We start from the raw sequence: 15,675 nt of genomic DNA, 5'->3' as shown, positions 1-15,675 counted from the left end.
CCGGCTTTTTATGGTCAAAATAGTGCTTAAAGTTGCCAGCTGATGGGGACTTTTCCCTGAGACTGCAAATACTGGTTTGCCAGATTAAAATGGTTACAGCCGAAAAAGCCTCTGCTAGCAGATAAAGGCGATGGGTGTGCTGCTTTAAGAACCAAATGCTTACGAGGGTTAACGCGTTGTGCCTTGTCACCGGCATGGCGTCCCCATAACAAAAATGCGACACCGTGCTGGTAGCGGTCGACTGCTTCAACAATCCTATCGGTAAACTGTTCCCATCCCAAATGCGCATGTGAGTGTGCTTTTCCCTCTTCGACACTCAGCACCGTATTGAGCAGTAAAACGCCTTGTCGGGCCCACGGCGTAAGATCACCGCTCTGAGGATAACTGAAGCCAGGTACGGTGTGGCAAAGCTCCTGAAACATGTTTTGCAGCGAAGGTGGCGGTGTGATACCTGCTTTCACTGAAAAACACAGACCATGAGCTTGTCCAGGTCCATGGTAAGGATCTTGTCCCAGAATAACCACTTTGACATCCGCCAATGGCGTGTAGCGTAATGCATTGAATGTATCTTCTTGGGGAGGATAAATGCATTTGTGGTGAGCGCGTTCAGCATCAATAAATTTAAGCGTACTGACAAAGTAATCTTTCGTTTTTTCTGGGCCCAGAACGTCGGCCCAAGTCGGGGTTTGTGTCATCAGAAAATCTGGTGGCGCCACGCGCCACCGCCTTGTTTAATCGTCTACACCTACCATCACACTTGTCGCCTTAATCAGGGCATATGCACTACCGCCCACCTTTAAGCCCAGCCGCTCGGCAGATGCTTTGGTCACGACTGAAGTGATTTCAACGCCAGGTGCCAGTTCTATAACCACTTCGTTATTGACGGCACCCACTTCAATGGATTTAACGATACCACTTAAACAGTTACGTGCGCTAACTTTCATCTAGACTTCCTTTTAGTGACATACGAACTATTTCAGTATAGGAGAGAGAACTCAAATGAGAATAAAAAACGCCACCTGGCGGTGGCGTTAGTGACCTAGAGTTCGATGACATCAAATTCTACTAACGGATTGACATCCTGCTCGTAATCAATGCCATCAATACCAAAGCCGAACAATTTGATAAATTCAGCTTTATATTCCTGATAATCAGTGAGTTCGCTGATATTCTCGGTGGTGATTTTCGGCCATAAGTCGCGGCAGTGTTGCTGAATATCTTCCCGCAACTCCCAGTCATCAAGACGTAAACGGTTGTCGTCATCAGTAGCAGGCTTCTGACCATCGGTACGGTACAGACGTTCACTGAACAGGCGGTATATTTGTTCCATACAGCCTTCGTGCAGACCTTCTTCTCGCATTTTTTTGAATACCATTGCGATATACAATGGCATGACTGGAATTGCAGAACTCGCTTGTGTTACCACACTTTTCAGCACGGCGACATTGGCACTGCCATTTTTGGCGGCCAGTTCGCTGTTTAATGCGTGCGCGGCTCGGTCCAAATCCATTTTGGCTTTACCCAGCGCACCATGCCAGTAGATAGGCCAAGTGAGCTCGGTACCAATGTAGCTGTATGCAACGGTTTTGCAGCCATCAGCTAAAACACCGGCTTGTTCAAGAGCATGTAGCCACAGTTCCCAATCCTGACCGCCCATCACAGTCACAGTATCCTGGATTTCCTGCTCAGTGGCAGGCTCGACGGTTGCTTCGATAATGGTGTCTTTATTGGTATCGACAGCAGTAGAGGTATAGGGAGTGCCGATAGGTTTGAGTGAAGAACGTACCAAGTCACCGCTGTCAGGCAGCTTTCTTACCGGCGAGGCCAGAGAGTACACTACCAGGTCAATCTGACCCAGATCTTGTTTGATCAGCTCAATGACTTTTGCTTTAGCTTCATGGCTGAACGCATCGCCGTTGATACTTTTGGCGTAAAGTCCTTCAGCTTTGGCAAATTTGTCAAAGGCCGCAGAGTTGTACCAGCCCGCAGTGCCAGGTTTGCTTTCAGTGCCTGGCTTTTCGAAGAACACGCCAATAGTAGCCGCACCGGAACCAAATGCCGCAGCAATTCTGGATGAAAGGCCGTAGCCACTGGAAGCGCCTACTACCAGAACTCGTTTCGGGCCATTAGTGATCTGTCCCTTGGCTTTGGTGTAGTTAATCTGTTCCAGAACGTTGGCTTCACAGCCAAGTGGATGAGTGGTGGTACAAATGAAACCACGAATTTTGGGTTTAATAATCATCTTGTTAACTTCTTCCAGCAAAATTGACACTAGGATAAGTATTTCCGCTGCAATTGGTACTAATTTTTACCTAAATGACGCCCAGCGGACAGTGGTTGGAGCAGTTAAATCAGCCTCTACGACGGTTTAATTGTGCCTGCTCCTGCAATAATCGTTGGGTATATTCATGTTGCGGATTACTGAACACGTCTTCCGTCGCGCCAGATTCCACAATCATACCTTTATGTAACACGAGAACTTTATCGCTGATATGTCGCACCACGTTCAGATTGTGGCTAACGAAAATATAGGACAACCCCATTTCCCGCTGTAATTTTAACAGCAGGTTGAGGATTTGCGCACGTACTGACAGATCCAGGGCACTGAGCGCTTCATCAGCGATGATGATCTTAGGACTCAGCATTAACGCTCGCGCAACTGCAACGCGCTGTTTCTGCCCTTCAGAAATCATATTCGGATAAAACTCGCCATGTTCGGGTAAAAGGCCGACTTTACGCAGCGTCTCAACCACTAATTCGTGGCGTTCCTGTTTCGATAAATCCGTATTAAACCGCAGCGGCTCCGTCAGTAATTCATTAATGGTGAGTCTGGGGTTCATCGAGGTATTGGGATCCTGAAATATCATGCGGATTAGACGGCATCGTTGCTTGATATTCTTTTTATCCCATTCCTGTCCCTGATAGAAAATTTCACCGCCACTGCGGTATTCTGCCCCCACCAAAATTCGCGCAAGTGTACTCTTGCCTGAGCCAGCCTCGCCGACAATGGCCAGTGTTTCACCTTCTTCAAGTTCAAACGACACCGGCTTGAGAATTTCTGCATATTGTCGTTTAAACCCACGATAACCCAAAAAGTAGGTTTTGCTGAGGTCTTTGACTTTAAGCAAGGGGGTCATCTTCTATAGGCTCACTCTGGTATGGGAAATGGCAGGCAAAGTAGCGATCTTTGTAATGCGACAGCAGTGGCTGGGTAACACATTTGCGTCTTGCTTCCGGGCAACGAGGACCCAGACGACATCCGATAGGCAGATGCTGCAACGCCGGAACTGAGCCTGGCAGTGTTGGCATCATGATCTTATGGATTTTCGGATTCGTGTAATCCGGCATGTTATCCAGCAGTGCTTTGGTATAGGGATGATTGGGCTGTTCCAGCAAGTCTGCAGTTGGGCCAGATTCCATTACCTGACCGCAATATAACACTGTCATGCGATTACACCAGTTGGACAGGGTATCCAGTTCATGACTAATGAGCAGAATAGTAACGTTCTGCAGCTGATTCAACTGAGTCAACAACCGATAAATTTGTGCCTGTGTACTTGGTTCCATGGAGGCCGTCGGTTCATCAGCTATCAACAACCGTGGTTGCTTGGCCAAAGCCATCGCGATCATCACTTTCTGGCATTCGCCTTCTGACAGCTCCCAGGAATAGCTGGATAACACCTTACGAGGATGTTTGATTCCCACCTTGTGGAGCCATTTCTGCGCTAAGTATTGTCGCTCTTTGGGCCGCTTCCAAAACAACAGGTTTTTGTTGAGCGGAATAGCTTCCAACAGTTGCTTACCAACACTGAATGCTGGGTCAAAACTGCCGGAGGGGTCCTGAAAGATCATCGAAATATCTTCACCCATCAAGTTACGACGTTGCTGACGAGTCATATCCATCAGGTTTTGACCGTCCCACATCATACGATCTGCAGTAATCGTCCAGTTGGGCTCATTAAGGCCCAAAATGGCGCGGGCTAACATACTGCGACCAGAGCCCGATTCGCCGATGAGACCATGCACTTCACCAGCATTGATGGTCAAGCTGACTTTTTCTAGCGCCTTGACCGGACCGCTAGGCGTGTCGATCTGAATTGTGAGATTGCGGATATCGAGTAACGGCATAATCAGTTTCTCATCGGCGTCATTGCAGAGCGTAGGCCATCACCCACGAGATTGACAGACAACACGCTCAGCAAAATAGCAAATCCAGGAATTGTCACTGTCCAGGGCGCGGTCAGGAAGCTGTCCAATCCCTGCATCACCATCGCGCCCCATTCAGGTTGTGGTGCCTGAGCCCCGAGATTCAGAAATCCCAGTGCGGCGATATCCAGTATCGCCGCAGAAATCGCCAATGTGGTTTGAATAATGATGGTTTCCCACACATTGGGCATGATGACATACCAGAAAATTTGCAGTGAATTGGCACCATCTAGCCTTGCTGCCGTCACATATTCTTTTTGTAATTCTTCATGCACAGTCTGGTGGATCGCACGTACAAACTGTGGTGTCAGCGATATGCCAACTGCCCAGAACACATTTCCAAGCCCAGGGCCAGTAACCGCGACGACCAGAATCGCCATTAACAGGGAAGGGATCGATAACAGTGCATCCAGTAAATGCCCGAGAATACTGGATTTTAGACCGCTCATCATCCCGGAAATAGAGCCGATGATGATGCCTGCCAACAACGCGGAACTGACAATGGCTAATGCCATGCCAAACGTCAGGCGTACGCCGTACAGCAAGCGGCTGAATATATCCCGACCTAGATCATCGGTTCCCAAGAAATGTTCGACAGTACCATTACTATTCCATGATGGCGGCAGCAACAAAGCATCGGGGTCCTGAAATTCAGCCGCAAAAGGTGCGAGGTAGTGGCCAAATAGCGCAAGCAATAATAATGCGCCCACTCCCCAAAGCCCGGTTATGGCTTGAGGCTTTGCAGCAAAGATACGCCAAACCTTTAACGCTGGAGAGGGGATGGCGTCATCTAAATAGGTTTTAGTTTGAGCCATAAAATTCCTTGCGACTTAACGGATTCGCTATGGTGTACAGCACCTCAATCAAAATGCTCAAAAACACAATGATCAAGGCCACGGCCATAATACCGCTCTGGATCACGGTATAATCACGTTGATATATGCCAGAGACCAGCCATGAGCCCACCCCCGGCCATGAAAAGATCACTTCAACAACTATCGCATAACTGGCAAAGGGGCCCAGCATCAGGCCAATGTGTTTCAACAGCGGGATTAAGGCATTCGGAAGCGCATGATGTAACACAATTTTTACCGATGATAGTCCACGGGCTTCTGCAGCACGAATATAGGTTTGATTCATCACATTGGTCATGGCGGCGCGGGTGATACGTACCACGACCGTGAAGGGGAGAACCGCCAGGGTCACTGCCGGTAAAATGATATGCAGTAATGCATCGCGAAAAGCCGCTATACGATATGGTGAATCTGATAACAGTGTGTCGAATAACATAAACCCGGTAACGGGGCGAATTTCGTACAACAAGTTAATTTGGCCTGAAATAGGCAGCCAACCTAACTTAACGCCAAACCAAAATGACAAGGTCAGCCCTAACCAGAACACCGGAATGGAATAACCGGTCAGTGTGCCGGCCATAATAAATTTCTTCAGAAATGGATGGTGGCTTAACGCGGCAATTACCCCGAGCGGCACCCCAAATACTAACGCAATAATGCCGGCGACCACGGCAAGTTCAAACGATGCGGGTAGCACTTCCAATAACTCTTCTGAAACGGGGCGTTTTGAGGTGGCCGACACGCCAAAATTCCCACTTAAGCGTTCTCCTGCATACGCGATAAATTGACGGACGCTGCCTTTATCAAGGTCGTAATCCCGCTTGATCTGCACCTCTTGCACATCTGTTGGATACTGAATGCCACTTAAGGCATAGCCAATATCGACCGGAAAAAGATGCGTGGCATAAAACAATATGCCTATCAGCAATAAAGAGGTTGCAATAAACAGATTGAGGCGTCTTATCAGATAGTTGGCCATTACTGTTTCCCTCGCTCACTGACGTTATTGAAATTAATACCTCCGAAAGGCATGAGCATAATTGGTGGTGCATCATTTTCTTTCAATAACATTCGTTTGGCGTACGCAAGCGGCACTATCGGTACTTCAGCATCAATTAACTCTTCAGCTTGGCGATACAATTCAGTTCGCTCACCTTTGTCAGTGATAGTTTTGGCGCGTGAAATTAGCTGGTCATATTGGCTGTTACACCATTTGGATCGATTACTTTTAGATTGTACCGAGCTGCAACTCAGCAGTGGAGTATAAAAGTTATCAGGATCGCTGTTATCCGCACTCCAGCCAATCAGTACCGAATCATAGTTACTGTTAGATAATCGACGGGTGAATACACTCCAGTCATAGCTAACAATATTAGCGCGCACACCAATCGCAGCAAGATCCGCCTGGATCAACTCCGCGGTTTTTTGTGAGTTGGGATTGTAAATGCGCGCCACCGGCATGGCCCAGATATCAATGCTGAGATTATGCACCCCAGCCTCTTTCAGTAATTGTCGCGCCTTTTGGGGATTGTAATGATACTCTGCTGAAGTGCCGGTATACGCCCATGATGAGGGTGGAAGGATGCCAGAGGCTTCAATTGCGGTATCTTGGTATACCGCACGTAATAAGTTTTGCTTATCAATGGCATAAGCGAGGGCTTGTCGTACTTTAATATTATCTAACGGTTTTTTGCGAGTGTTAAAAGCCCAGTAGGCTACGTTCATTCCTGGCTGGCTTTCAACGGTTAAATTATCGTGGGTGGCGACTGCGGGTAACTCCCCAGCCTTAGGTAACGCCGAAATATTACAATCCCCGATAATGAGTTTTGCCAGTCGGATGGTGCTCCTGGGCGTTATATCAAAAACCAGTTGGTCTGATGCTGGGATGGTTCCCCAATAACCTGGATTACGACGATAACGGATATAATCATTCTTCACATAATCAACCAGCATAAAAGGACCGGTACCCACCGCCTTACTATCAATATCTGGCATCTTTCCTGATTTTTGCAGCTGATCAGCATATTCCTTTGACAGAATCACCGCAAAATCTGTCGCCATATTGGCCATAAAGGAGGCGTCGGGATAATTGAGTTCAAATCGTACTTTGTCATCACTCAATTTGACGATTCGCTTGATCAGTTTTTCGAAGCCAACACTTTCAAAAAATGGGTAGCCAGTTCGTGATATTGCATGGAATGGATTATTACTATCGATGATGCGTTCAAAAGAAAAAATTACATCATCGGCATCGAATTTTCGGGTCGGATGAAAATAAGGACGATCCTGGAAATTAACGCCGTGGCGCAGTTCAAAGTCGTACGTCAGGCCATCTTTACTGATGTTCCAGGCAGTGGCTAAGGCCGGAATAAACTCGCCAGTATAAGGATTATCATCAATTAAGCGGTCATAAATTTGATGAGAGGTCGCATCAATAGTGGTGCCTGAAGTTACGGTTTGCGGATTAAAAGATTCAGGGTTACCTTCGGAGCAATACACTAAGCCAGAGGGGACCGGCTGTGGGCCACAACCAAACAAGGTGAGTCCTAACATTGCGCACAGTAGCTGTCGTAGTGCTGCTTTATCGAGCATGAACATCCTCAGAGTTAGCTTCTTAACCAGTGAATCTCTGCAATCAGAGTTATTCGTCGGTCTGGTGTTGAGCATCAGCAGTTTCATTGCACGTTGTTAGTTATCTGGATCTAGACCGGCCATTCTAACAGTGTCAGGTTGTCTTGAGCAATTCTCTCAATTTTTGTCCAGCAAATTGTATTTTTTAAGAATACCGCGCAACTGGTGATAACTGAGTTGCAGCAGTTCAGCCGTTTTCTTCTGATTAAACTGACTGGCGACTAACGCTTTCTGAATTAACTCGACTTCAAAGGCTTCGCAGCTCTGTTTAAAGTCCACCGGAAATTCAAACTGATGGACTGCTAGCTCCGTAGGTATCTCAGCGCTTTGATGTTGCGGTGGCTCTGGCACTGTATGCACTGCAACATCTGATGGTGTGACGTTTTGTCTGGAGAGTGTTTTTATTCGCTGTTTAGGTCTGAATGGCGACTCAAAGGGATCTAACACAATTTCCCGAATCGGCTTATCTTCATTGCCGTGACGGTAAACACTACGCTCAATAGTATTTTTTAGTTCACGGATGTTGCCTGGCCAATCGTAATTCATCAAAGTGTGTATGGCACTATTGGTGAAGCCAGGAAACAGTTTCAGTTTTAACTGCTTGGCCATCCCCAACGCAAAATGTTCGGCTAGCGGTAATATATCGTCCTGACGGTAACGTAGCGGTGGCAGGGTGATCACATCAAACGCCAGTCTGTCCAAAAGATCGGCGCGAAATTCCCCCGCCTCCGCCAGAGAGGGCAAATCTTCATTGGCCGCGCAAATCAGCCGAACATCGGCAGTCAGTGTCTTACTGCCACCCACGCGTTCATATTCACCATATTCGATCACGCGTAATAGTTTTTCTTGGATTAAGCCGGAGGTGTTGGCAAGTTCATCGAGAAACAAGGTACCACTATCGGCTCGTTCAAAACGGCCTTCATGGCGAGCACGGGCACCGGTAAATGCGCCCGCTTCATGACCAAATAGTTCACTTTCAAGTAGATTTTCGCTAAGCGAAGAGCAGTTAAGTTTGATAAAGTTCTGATCCCAGCGTTGAGACAGATAATGCAAACGCTCGGCGACCAACTCTTTGCCGGTACCGCGTTCACCAATAATCAGCACGGGTTTAGATAACGGCGCCAGTTGCGACACATGTTCCAGCACTTCCAGAAAAGCGTTGGACTGGCCGATGAGATTATCTTGCTGATAGGATCTATTCACGATATTCGTTGGTCTTTAACACTAATAAGTGGTGAAATTCATGATATGTGGGTAGTAAAAATAAATAAAGAAAAACTTTATATCCATGTAACATATTGAAATATAACTATTTATAAAAATTGGCACGGTATCTGTATTAGAACGTCCGCAACCCACAATAATTTTTGAGGATAGGATTATGGGAATTTTTACGCGTTTCGCCGATATCATAAACTCCAATATCAGCGCACTGTTGGATAAGGCGGAAGATCCAGAAAAAATGGTACGCCTGATTATTCAGGAGATGGAAGACACGCTCGTGGAAGTACGTTCCACTTCAGCTAAAGTATTGGCTGAGAAAAAAGAGCTGTTACGTCGCATTGCTAAAATGCAAACACAGGTTAATGACTGGCAGGAAAAAGCTGAACTGGCATTAACCAAAGAGCGTGAAGATCTGGCTAAAGCTGCTCTGGTTGAAAAGCAGAAGGTTGCTACTGCTGTGCAGCATCTTGAAGCCGAGCGGGATGTCATTGAAGAGCATATTGCGCGCTTGAAAGAAGAAGTGTCGCAATTGCAGGAGAAACTGGCTGATGCTAAGGCTCGCCAGAAAACCATTATCATCCGCAAGCAGTCTGCCTCTTCTCGTCTTGAAGTTAAAAAGCAGCTGGATTCCAGCAAAATCGACAATGCTATGCTGAAATTTGAACAGTATGAGCGTCGCATTGAAGGCTTGGAAGCGGAAGTCGAAGCTTATGAGCTGGGCGGTAAGAAGAAAAACAGTTTGGATGAAGAGTTTGCTGCACTGAAAGCGGATGATGAAGTCAGCGAAGAGCTGGCAGCACTGAAAGCCAAAATTAAAGGCAAAGCTGCCAAGTCTGAAGAATAACGATTAAAGCTGAGGTGAATTATGGATATGGATCTGTTGATGGCACCACTGATTTTGTTCATGATCTTTGTGGCGCCCATCTGGTTGATTCTTCATTATCGCAGCAAGCGGCAGGTGGGTAAGGGACTGACTGATGAAGAATTTAAACAACTCAATGAGTTGATCGACAAGGCTGACAAGATGAGCCAACGTATTACCACGTTAGAGTCTATTTTGGATGCCGAGTCACCAGAATGGAGACAACGCCATGACAGATAAAAACAACGGCAAGAAGACGCTTTATCGCAACAAGCGTGATGGCAAGATTGCGGGAGTATGCGCAGGAATTGCAGATTACTTCAATCTTGAAACCTGGTTGGTCAGAGTGGCGGTGGTGTCTATCTTCTTGTTGGGTGGTTCAGCGGTCATGGTCGTTGCCTATGTTGCACTGTGGATGATCCTGGATGAGAAGCCGCAAGAATTTGAATCGGACTACCGCGAGCACGGTATCAAGAAGAAAGTCTGGCAAGCTGGCGAACCCGCAACTCAGGCACTTAGAGATCTGAATCAACGTTTTGCTGGGCTAGAAACCAAATTGCGGGATCTGGAAACTTACGTCACCTCAGAACAGTTTGAACTGAAACGTCAAATTAACAACCTGTAATCCTCGTAGAGGGCGGCCTGGCCGCCCTTTTTGTTTTTGGGAGCCTTATGAATCGCCACTGGCAGCAACTGAAAAATAAAGCATTAGAGCTGAGTTATCGCACTGCAAACCAGCATCTGCGACTGGCAGTCACAGGACTCGCCGGCGCAGGAAAAACGGCGTTTATTACGGCAATCATCAATAAGCTATTACTTGTGTCTCCCAATAACAGTAAACAACTGCCGCTTTTTTCCGTGTGTCGAGATCAACGATTGCTGGCGACGAAACGCGTACTACAACCGGATTTACAATTAGCCAGTTTTGGCTATGAAACAGCGCTCAATCAATTACTGGCGGAAACACCGCAGTGGCCGCCGTCCACCACCAATATCAGCGAACTACGGTTAGCAATCAAGTTTCGGCCGGCGCAAGGACTGTTAGCTAAGTTTCTCGATGATACTAGTGCCACCCTGTTATTGGATATTGTCGATTATCCGGGTGAATGGTTATTGGATTTACCTATGTTGGGTCTGAGTTATCAGCAATGGTGTGATAGCGTGTGGGCATCCATTGATAATTTCAGGTTATCTCCCTATTTCGAGGCTTTTGAGGCAAAGGTGAGTGCCCTATTGCCTGACGCTGAAGCCAGCGATGAACAGCTTGCCATGGTAGCGGCGAGTTACCAACAACTGTTGTTGGACATGGTACAGCAGCAAGGATTTTATCTGGCACAACCGGGCAGATTGCTGTTACCCGGCGATTTGGCCGGCGCCCCAATCCTGAGCTTTTTCCCATTATTACCCCAACAACTCATGGCAGAAAAATGGGTATCTGGCTCAATTTATCGGGTACTAGAACACCGCTACCGCGAGTACGTCGCTAAAGTCGTCAAACCCTTTTATTACGACTATTTCGCTGGCTTTGACCGACAGTTGGTACTGGTGGATTGTTTTACAGCGCTTAATCGCGGTAAAGCACAATTTGAAGATATGACCCGGGCACTTAACGCCATTACCCAGAGTTTTCGGTTTGGCAACAGCAGTTTGTTACGACGTCTGTTTGCGCCCAAGATAGACAAACTGCTATTCGCCGCGAGTAAAGTGGATCAGATCACTCGTGATCAACAAGGTAATGTGTTAGCACTGTTAAATGCCATGCTGGCTCCAGGGCGAAACTTTGCCGACAGTGCTGGCTGTAGTGTTGAAACCATGGCGGTGAGTGCTATTCGCGCCACTCGTCCAGGAATGGTGAGTGATAACGAATATGGTGAGCAGGAGGTGGTTACCGGTACCCGACTCAGCGATCGCCAATATGTAACGCTCTATCCTGGTCAGGTCCCAAGGCATTTGCCGGATGAAACATTCTGGCAGCAACAAGGGTTTCACTTCTGTGATTTTGCGCCACCTAAAGTGGATAGTGCCGAGGACTTTGAACACGTGCGTCTCGACCATCTGCTTGAGTTTTTGTTAGGGGACAAACTGCAATGACGTCAAAACAGAAAATGCAGTCAAACGAAAACACTGCACAGCCTTTAACACAGCAAACAACCGAGCAGGATAATCTTCGTCCATTTCGTGAGTATCAGCAGACTACCCAAGTGACGTTTGAACCTACTGCGACAGTTCTGCTACCGGTAAAGGATACCGCCGATGCGGATGAGATACTTGCGCATCATGCCAAAAAGCAGGCTTCTATTGGAACCTTGCTCAGACCCAAAAAATTATCACGGCTGGCAAAACTCGCGCTATCGGGACTGCTAGCAGCCGTCGTTGTGCAAACCGGATTGGGGCTAGCTGACGCCTGGACCCAAAGCCCTTGGCTATTTGGCTTCTACAGTACGGTTATCGGGGTGGTGTTGTTATGGACCGGTGGGATTACCCTGGCTGAATGGCGACAGCTGAAAAAATTGAAACAGATGGAGGATGACAGGGTTATCGGGGCACGTTTACTCGGCAGTATGCAGATGGGCGAGGCCCTGCCGTTTATTCGGGGAATTACCGCCTCAATGCCTTCTTCTGCAGTCGCAGAGATCCGCGCGTTGGAAGCGGCATTATCACCGGAACAGAATGATGCGGAACAGGTGCGTTTATTTGACACTATTGTGCTGCGCCAACGAGATCAAGCGGCGAAAAAAATTGTGCGTCATTTTGCTGCTGAGTCGGCGTTACTGCTGGCGATTAGCCCGTTTGCCGTGTTAGACATGGCCTTAGTGTTGTGGCGCAACCAGAAGATGATCAGTCAGATAGCCGAGAGTTATGGTATCAAACTGGGTTACTGGAGCCGTATCAGGCTCTTTCGCGGGATTGTGCTCAATATCCTTTATGCCGGTACAACGGAACTTGCGATGGATATCGGCAATCAATTGTTATCTGTTGAATTGACTGGCAAGTTATCCGCCAGATTAGGGCAGGGGCTCGGCGCGGGGTTACTGACTGCCAGACTCGGATATCAGGCGATGGCACTATGTCGACCGCTAGCATTTGATGATAAACAACGACCGCGTTTGTCGGGTATTCATAAAGAATTACTGCAAGAGCTGCAACAACTTCGCCAAAAAGCCAAGCAGGCGACTGAAGATAACGAAGTATCCTAAGTCGTAAATTTAGATTTGGCTAATTTTTGAACGTTTACTACACTTCTCCATGGGCTAGGGATATATGGAATTCGGCCTGATTTTTACGGATATCTAAATGGAGAATCAATATGAAACGCTATCTGAAAACGGTGGCAATGGCGGTTGCCATGCTTGCACCAATGTATATTTTTACATCCTATGCAGAAACTGTTGCTCCGGAAGTTGTTAAGCAAGCAGAGCAGCTACAAAAAGTAAATGTTAATACTGCCAGTGCTGCTGAGTTGCAGCTCCTTAAGGGGATTGGTGAAGCAAAAGCCAAGGCAATCGTGGAATATCGGGAAACCAACGGCAAATTCGCGTCCTTAGAGGATTTGACCAAAGTAAAAGGGATTGGCCCGAAATTCATTGAAAAGAACGGCCACTTGTTGTCATTGTGATACGACCAGGCTTAGTAAAAATAAAAAAGTCCGTGATTGCGGACTTTTTGTTTATCTAATCGTCAGTTACTTCAGTTGCCGGTATTTATCCTTGATCCCTAGGGTTCCTTCGGAGATAATCCACGCCGTTGCAGTAACGCTGCAAATCAGTGGCGACCCCAGGGTCCCCCCGCAATGATAACTCGTGAACTCGGCCAGGCCCGGAAGGGAGCAACCGTAGCGAGCGATTCATGTGCCGGGGTGTTGGCTCTGGGGGAGCCTCCAATCTTTCTTATAATCAAAGAGCTATCTCAGAAAAACATCGAGTCGTACACTTGGTGGTACATTTCATGAGAAATTGTTCAGTTAAATCTAACTAAAAGCCGTCTAGCTCATCGATGATGATTCAGTTGTCTTGCCGTCTTTGGCTAATTTAGATTTCAAAAAGGCTCTGGATTTTTCCAGTGCTGAGTAGATTTCTCGGCGCATCTGTTCTTGTTCACCAATATCATCGTAAAAATAAGTATCTACCAGATGGTGGATATAGCGCACGGGCAATTGGTTTAACGTAATACACGCAAGATCCGCCAGATAGTTTTCAGGAAGCTCCTCTAGCAGCCCTTCATCAGACAGAATTTCCATCAGTAGTACTTCGTAGTAATTGCGGATATCCAGTTGCATTCACTGTTCTCCTTCAGTTTGCAAAGCATTCAGCGGCGGCAAGATATAACTGACTGTGTCTAGAGATTAATTGTAGAGTGTCGTGGCAATATCCGCCTCCACTGACGCACACAATTGGGATCTCCTTGGCAGCAGCAAGCCCTAATATCCATTTATCGCGCAGATAGATGTCTTGCGTTGTTAGGTTTAACAGACCCAATTCATCGTCTCGATGAACGTCGACACCAGCATCATAAAAAATAATCTGTGGCTGATGACGATGCAATATCCAAGGTATCGATTGCTGAAGTAACTCAAAATACTCTGAGCCATTACTGTCAGGTGGTAGTTCAAGGTCGTAGTGTGATTGTTGCTTACGTGCAGGAAAATTTTTTGTGCAGTGAATAGAGCAACTGATGATGTCATCCCGCCCAACCGTCATATTGGCAGTTCCATCGCCTTGATGGACATCGCAATCAATGATCAGCGCGCGGTCGACTGTTCCTTGACTGATTACGCTAGCAGCGGCAAATACCAGATCATTAAAAATGCAATAGCCACTGCCAAAGTCGCGATAGGCATGATGATAACCGCCGCTAATTTGCATGGCTATTCGCTGTTCTAGTGCTTGCTGCGTAGCAAGTAGTGTCCCTCCCAACGAATGTAAAGTACGCCTTACCAAAGCTTCACTCCACGGGAATCCAATACGTCGCATTTTTTCTTTGGGAAGTGTGCCATTGATAAACTGCTGGATATACTCAGGATCATGAACCAGACATAGCTGAACCGGCGCAATAGCTGAGGGCGACATTATTTGAAAGTGATGGCAAATATCACTTTGTTGTAACCAGTGGAACAGCGCCTGATATTTGCCAATCGGAAAGCGGTGGTGGGGGGGTAACGCCAGCGTTGAGTAGCTGGCGTGATAGCTGACCGGGATCAAAATAGCAAATCATTACAATTGCTTGATAGCCCAGCTCATAAACTCTTTTCGGGTTGCCGCATCAGCATGCAACCACCAGTATTGCAGCATTTGGCCGGCATGTGCTGAGTCTGTCTGACTCGCTGGAGTCTGTGCCGCGGGTGCGGTTACTGGGGTTGTCATGGCCTCAACTTCTGTTGGTTGTTTGATAGGCGCAGTGGGTAACTCCTTTCCTGCGGTGACGGCTACAGAAGCAGAGTCAACATCAACACCAGTATCCGTGCCTAAAAGTTTACTCATAAAGGAATCTTCTTTCAGTTGGGTCTGTACGATACTGTAATCGACTGCGCCACCATCTTTACGTTTGATAATCACTTCAGGCGCCTTGGCATATTTTTGTGGTGCTACAATTTTGCTTTTCGGCAGCAGAATATATTGATGATCGCCGCTGGTATTCAGTGTCACAATGAAGGGTGATGACTTTACAAAATTAGGGCTTTCGCTAATCCCATCATCGTATACATCACTGTAGCGGATCGCGATTTTGTGTTCGCCGTCAGACAGGGTAAGGTCTGCTTTATGTGTAAAATGGTTAGTCTCGACTTCTTGTCCATCCAGAGCCAAATATTCAAAAGACATGGGAATATTGAGGTTGGCCGCCAATACGGAAGATGAGCTAAGAAGCGCAAACAGCGCTGAAGCGGTAACAGTTAATTTCATT

General features: G+C 47.1%; 18 protein-coding genes and 1 other RNA gene. 7 read left to right on the top strand and 12 right to left on the bottom strand.

Annotation, left to right across the window (positions count from 1 at the left end; translation table 11 throughout):
• Positions 1-26 precede the first annotated feature (26 nt).
• The 9 genes from ung to pspF all read right to left on the bottom strand — a co-directional run bounded on the left by ung (position 27) and on the right by pspF (position 8,894).
• Positions 27-695 carry a uracil-DNA glycosylase gene (gene ung, locus KDN34_RS10560; protein ID WP_212593751.1) on the bottom strand — a complete coding sequence of 223 codons (669 nt, stop codon included), beginning with the start codon at positions 693-695 and terminating at the stop codon, positions 27-29.
• Positions 696-731: 36 nt separating this feature from the next.
• Complete coding sequence (locus KDN34_RS10555) at positions 732-944, bottom strand: TOBE domain-containing protein (protein WP_212593750.1); 213 nt, start codon at positions 942-944, stop codon at positions 732-734.
• 95 nt (positions 945-1,039) lie between these two features.
• A complete protein-coding gene (fabV, locus tag KDN34_RS10550) occupies positions 1,040-2,242 on the bottom strand; it encodes an enoyl-ACP reductase FabV (RefSeq protein WP_212593749.1) in 1,203 nt (400 codons plus the stop codon).
• A gap of 109 nt (positions 2,243-2,351) precedes the next feature.
• A complete protein-coding gene (locus KDN34_RS10545) occupies positions 2,352-3,137 on the bottom strand; it encodes a peptide ABC transporter ATP-binding protein (protein WP_212593748.1) in 786 nt (261 codons plus the stop codon).
• On the bottom strand, positions 3,121-4,128 hold the full coding sequence (locus KDN34_RS10540; protein WP_212593747.1) for an oligopeptide/dipeptide ABC transporter ATP-binding protein: 1,008 nt from the start codon (positions 4,126-4,128) through the stop codon (positions 3,121-3,123). The genes KDN34_RS10545 and KDN34_RS10540 overlap by 17 nt, the downstream gene beginning before the upstream one ends.
• A gap of 2 nt (positions 4,129-4,130) precedes the next feature.
• The gene (locus tag KDN34_RS10535) at positions 4,131-5,021 is read right to left on the bottom strand and encodes an ABC transporter permease subunit (protein ID WP_212593746.1); all 891 of its coding nucleotides are present in this window, start codon (positions 5,019-5,021) and stop codon (positions 4,131-4,133) included.
• Positions 5,008-6,039 carry an ABC transporter permease gene (locus KDN34_RS10530; protein WP_212593745.1) on the bottom strand — a complete coding sequence of 344 codons (1,032 nt, stop codon included), beginning with the start codon at positions 6,037-6,039 and terminating at the stop codon, positions 5,008-5,010. The genes KDN34_RS10535 and KDN34_RS10530 overlap by 14 nt, the downstream gene beginning before the upstream one ends.
• Positions 6,039-7,658, bottom strand: a complete 1,620-nt coding sequence (locus KDN34_RS10525) for an ABC transporter substrate-binding protein (protein ID WP_212593744.1) — start codon at positions 7,656-7,658, stop codon at positions 6,039-6,041. Before KDN34_RS10525 ends, KDN34_RS10530 begins: the two co-directional genes overlap by 1 nt.
• Positions 7,659-7,808: 150 nt before the next feature.
• Entirely contained in the window at positions 7,809-8,894 is a 1,086-nt protein-coding gene (pspF, locus tag KDN34_RS10520) for a phage shock protein operon transcriptional activator (protein WP_212593743.1), read from the bottom strand.
• A gap of 178 nt (positions 8,895-9,072) precedes the next feature.
• On the opposite strand from pspF, the gene pspA reads away from it, so the two are divergent.
• The 7 genes from pspA (at position 9,073) to ffs (ending at position 13,649) form a co-directional block, all read left to right on the top strand.
• Positions 9,073-9,759 carry a phage shock protein PspA gene (pspA, locus tag KDN34_RS10515; protein WP_212593742.1) on the top strand — a complete coding sequence of 229 codons (687 nt, stop codon included), beginning with the start codon at positions 9,073-9,075 and terminating at the stop codon, positions 9,757-9,759.
• 21 nt (positions 9,760-9,780) lie between these two features.
• On the top strand, positions 9,781-10,017 hold the full coding sequence (pspB, locus tag KDN34_RS10510) for an envelope stress response membrane protein PspB (protein ID WP_212593741.1): 237 nt from the start codon (positions 9,781-9,783) through the stop codon (positions 10,015-10,017).
• Positions 10,007-10,402, top strand: coding sequence for an envelope stress response membrane protein PspC (gene pspC, locus KDN34_RS10505; protein ID WP_212593740.1), 396 nt, complete (start codon positions 10,007-10,009; stop codon positions 10,400-10,402). Before pspB ends, pspC begins: the two co-directional genes overlap by 11 nt.
• A gap of 47 nt (positions 10,403-10,449) precedes the next feature.
• Positions 10,450-11,868 carry a YcjX family GTP-binding protein gene (locus KDN34_RS10500; protein WP_212593739.1) on the top strand — a complete coding sequence of 473 codons (1,419 nt, stop codon included), beginning with the start codon at positions 10,450-10,452 and terminating at the stop codon, positions 11,866-11,868.
• Complete coding sequence (locus KDN34_RS10495) at positions 11,865-12,974, top strand: TIGR01620 family protein (protein WP_228730315.1); 1,110 nt, start codon at positions 11,865-11,867, stop codon at positions 12,972-12,974. The genes KDN34_RS10500 and KDN34_RS10495 overlap by 4 nt, the downstream gene beginning before the upstream one ends.
• A 110-nt stretch (positions 12,975-13,084) precedes the next feature.
• Positions 13,085-13,393: a ComEA family DNA-binding protein gene (locus KDN34_RS10490; protein ID WP_212593738.1), complete on the top strand. Its 309-nt coding sequence runs from the start codon at positions 13,085-13,087 to the stop codon at positions 13,391-13,393.
• Positions 13,394-13,551: 158 nt separating this feature from the next.
• Positions 13,552-13,649: signal recognition particle sRNA small type (gene ffs, locus KDN34_RS10485), an RNA gene on the top strand.
• A 110-nt stretch (positions 13,650-13,759) separates the two neighbouring features.
• On the opposite strand, the gene KDN34_RS10480 is transcribed toward ffs, so the two are convergent.
• Genes KDN34_RS10480 through KDN34_RS10470 form a run of 3 tightly spaced genes read right to left on the bottom strand, consistent with a single transcriptional unit; the run spans position 13,760 to position 15,674 of the window.
• On the bottom strand, positions 13,760-14,053 hold the full coding sequence (locus KDN34_RS10480; RefSeq protein WP_212593737.1) for a late competence development ComFB family protein: 294 nt from the start codon (positions 14,051-14,053) through the stop codon (positions 13,760-13,762).
• 13 nt (positions 14,054-14,066) lie between these two features.
• Positions 14,067-14,975 (bottom strand): histone deacetylase family protein, encoded by a 909-nt coding sequence (locus KDN34_RS10475; RefSeq protein WP_212593736.1) that lies wholly within the window; start codon positions 14,973-14,975, stop codon positions 14,067-14,069.
• A gap of 12 nt (positions 14,976-14,987) precedes the next feature.
• Positions 14,988-15,674, bottom strand: coding sequence for a DUF2057 domain-containing protein (locus KDN34_RS10470; RefSeq protein ID WP_212593735.1), 687 nt, complete (start codon positions 15,672-15,674; stop codon positions 14,988-14,990).
• Between the last annotated feature and the right edge of the window lies 1 nt (position 15,675).

It is taken from the genome of Shewanella yunxiaonensis, assembly GCF_018223345.1.
In the GTDB taxonomy this organism is placed as follows: domain Bacteria; phylum Pseudomonadota; class Gammaproteobacteria; order Enterobacterales; family Shewanellaceae; genus Shewanella; species Shewanella yunxiaonensis.
Note: the sequence above shows the minus strand (reverse complement) of the source record. Positions and strands in the feature narration are given on the sequence as shown.

Bases quoted from the DNA above. Each gene is read 5' to 3' on its own strand.
- KDN34_RS10545 (WP_212593748.1), bottom strand. From the start codon at position 3,137: ATGACCCCCTTGCTTAAAGTCAAAGACCTCAGCAAAACCTACTTTTTG.
- pspC (WP_212593740.1), top strand. From the start codon at position 10,007: ATGACAGATAAAAACAACGGCAAGAAGACGCTTTATCGCAACAAGCGT.
- KDN34_RS10525 (WP_212593744.1), bottom strand. From the start codon at position 7,658: ATGTTCATGCTCGATAAAGCAGCACTACGACAGCTACTGTGCGCAATG.
- KDN34_RS10470 (WP_212593735.1), bottom strand. From the start codon at position 15,674: ATGAAATTAACTGTTACCGCTTCAGCGCTGTTTGCGCTTCTTAGCTCA.
- KDN34_RS10495 (WP_228730315.1), top strand. From the start codon at position 11,865: ATGACGTCAAAACAGAAAATGCAGTCAAACGAAAACACTGCACAGCCT.
- KDN34_RS10500 (WP_212593739.1), top strand. From the start codon at position 10,450: ATGAATCGCCACTGGCAGCAACTGAAAAATAAAGCATTAGAGCTGAGT.
- KDN34_RS10490 (WP_212593738.1), top strand. From the start codon at position 13,085: ATGAAACGCTATCTGAAAACGGTGGCAATGGCGGTTGCCATGCTTGCA.
- KDN34_RS10480 (WP_212593737.1), bottom strand. From the start codon at position 14,053: ATGCAACTGGATATCCGCAATTACTACGAAGTACTACTGATGGAAATT.
- KDN34_RS10530 (WP_212593745.1), bottom strand. From the start codon at position 6,039: ATGGCCAACTATCTGATAAGACGCCTCAATCTGTTTATTGCAACCTCT.
- ung (WP_212593751.1), bottom strand. From the start codon at position 695: ATGACACAAACCCCGACTTGGGCCGACGTTCTGGGCCCAGAAAAAACG.
- pspA (WP_212593742.1), top strand. From the start codon at position 9,073: ATGGGAATTTTTACGCGTTTCGCCGATATCATAAACTCCAATATCAGC.
- KDN34_RS10555 (WP_212593750.1), bottom strand. From the start codon at position 944: ATGAAAGTTAGCGCACGTAACTGTTTAAGTGGTATCGTTAAATCCATT.
- fabV (WP_212593749.1), bottom strand. From the start codon at position 2,242: ATGATTATTAAACCCAAAATTCGTGGTTTCATTTGTACCACCACTCAT.
- pspB (WP_212593741.1), top strand. From the start codon at position 9,781: ATGGATATGGATCTGTTGATGGCACCACTGATTTTGTTCATGATCTTT.
- KDN34_RS10540 (WP_212593747.1), bottom strand. From the start codon at position 4,128: ATGCCGTTACTCGATATCCGCAATCTCACAATTCAGATCGACACGCCT.
- KDN34_RS10535 (WP_212593746.1), bottom strand. From the start codon at position 5,021: ATGGCTCAAACTAAAACCTATTTAGATGACGCCATCCCCTCTCCAGCG.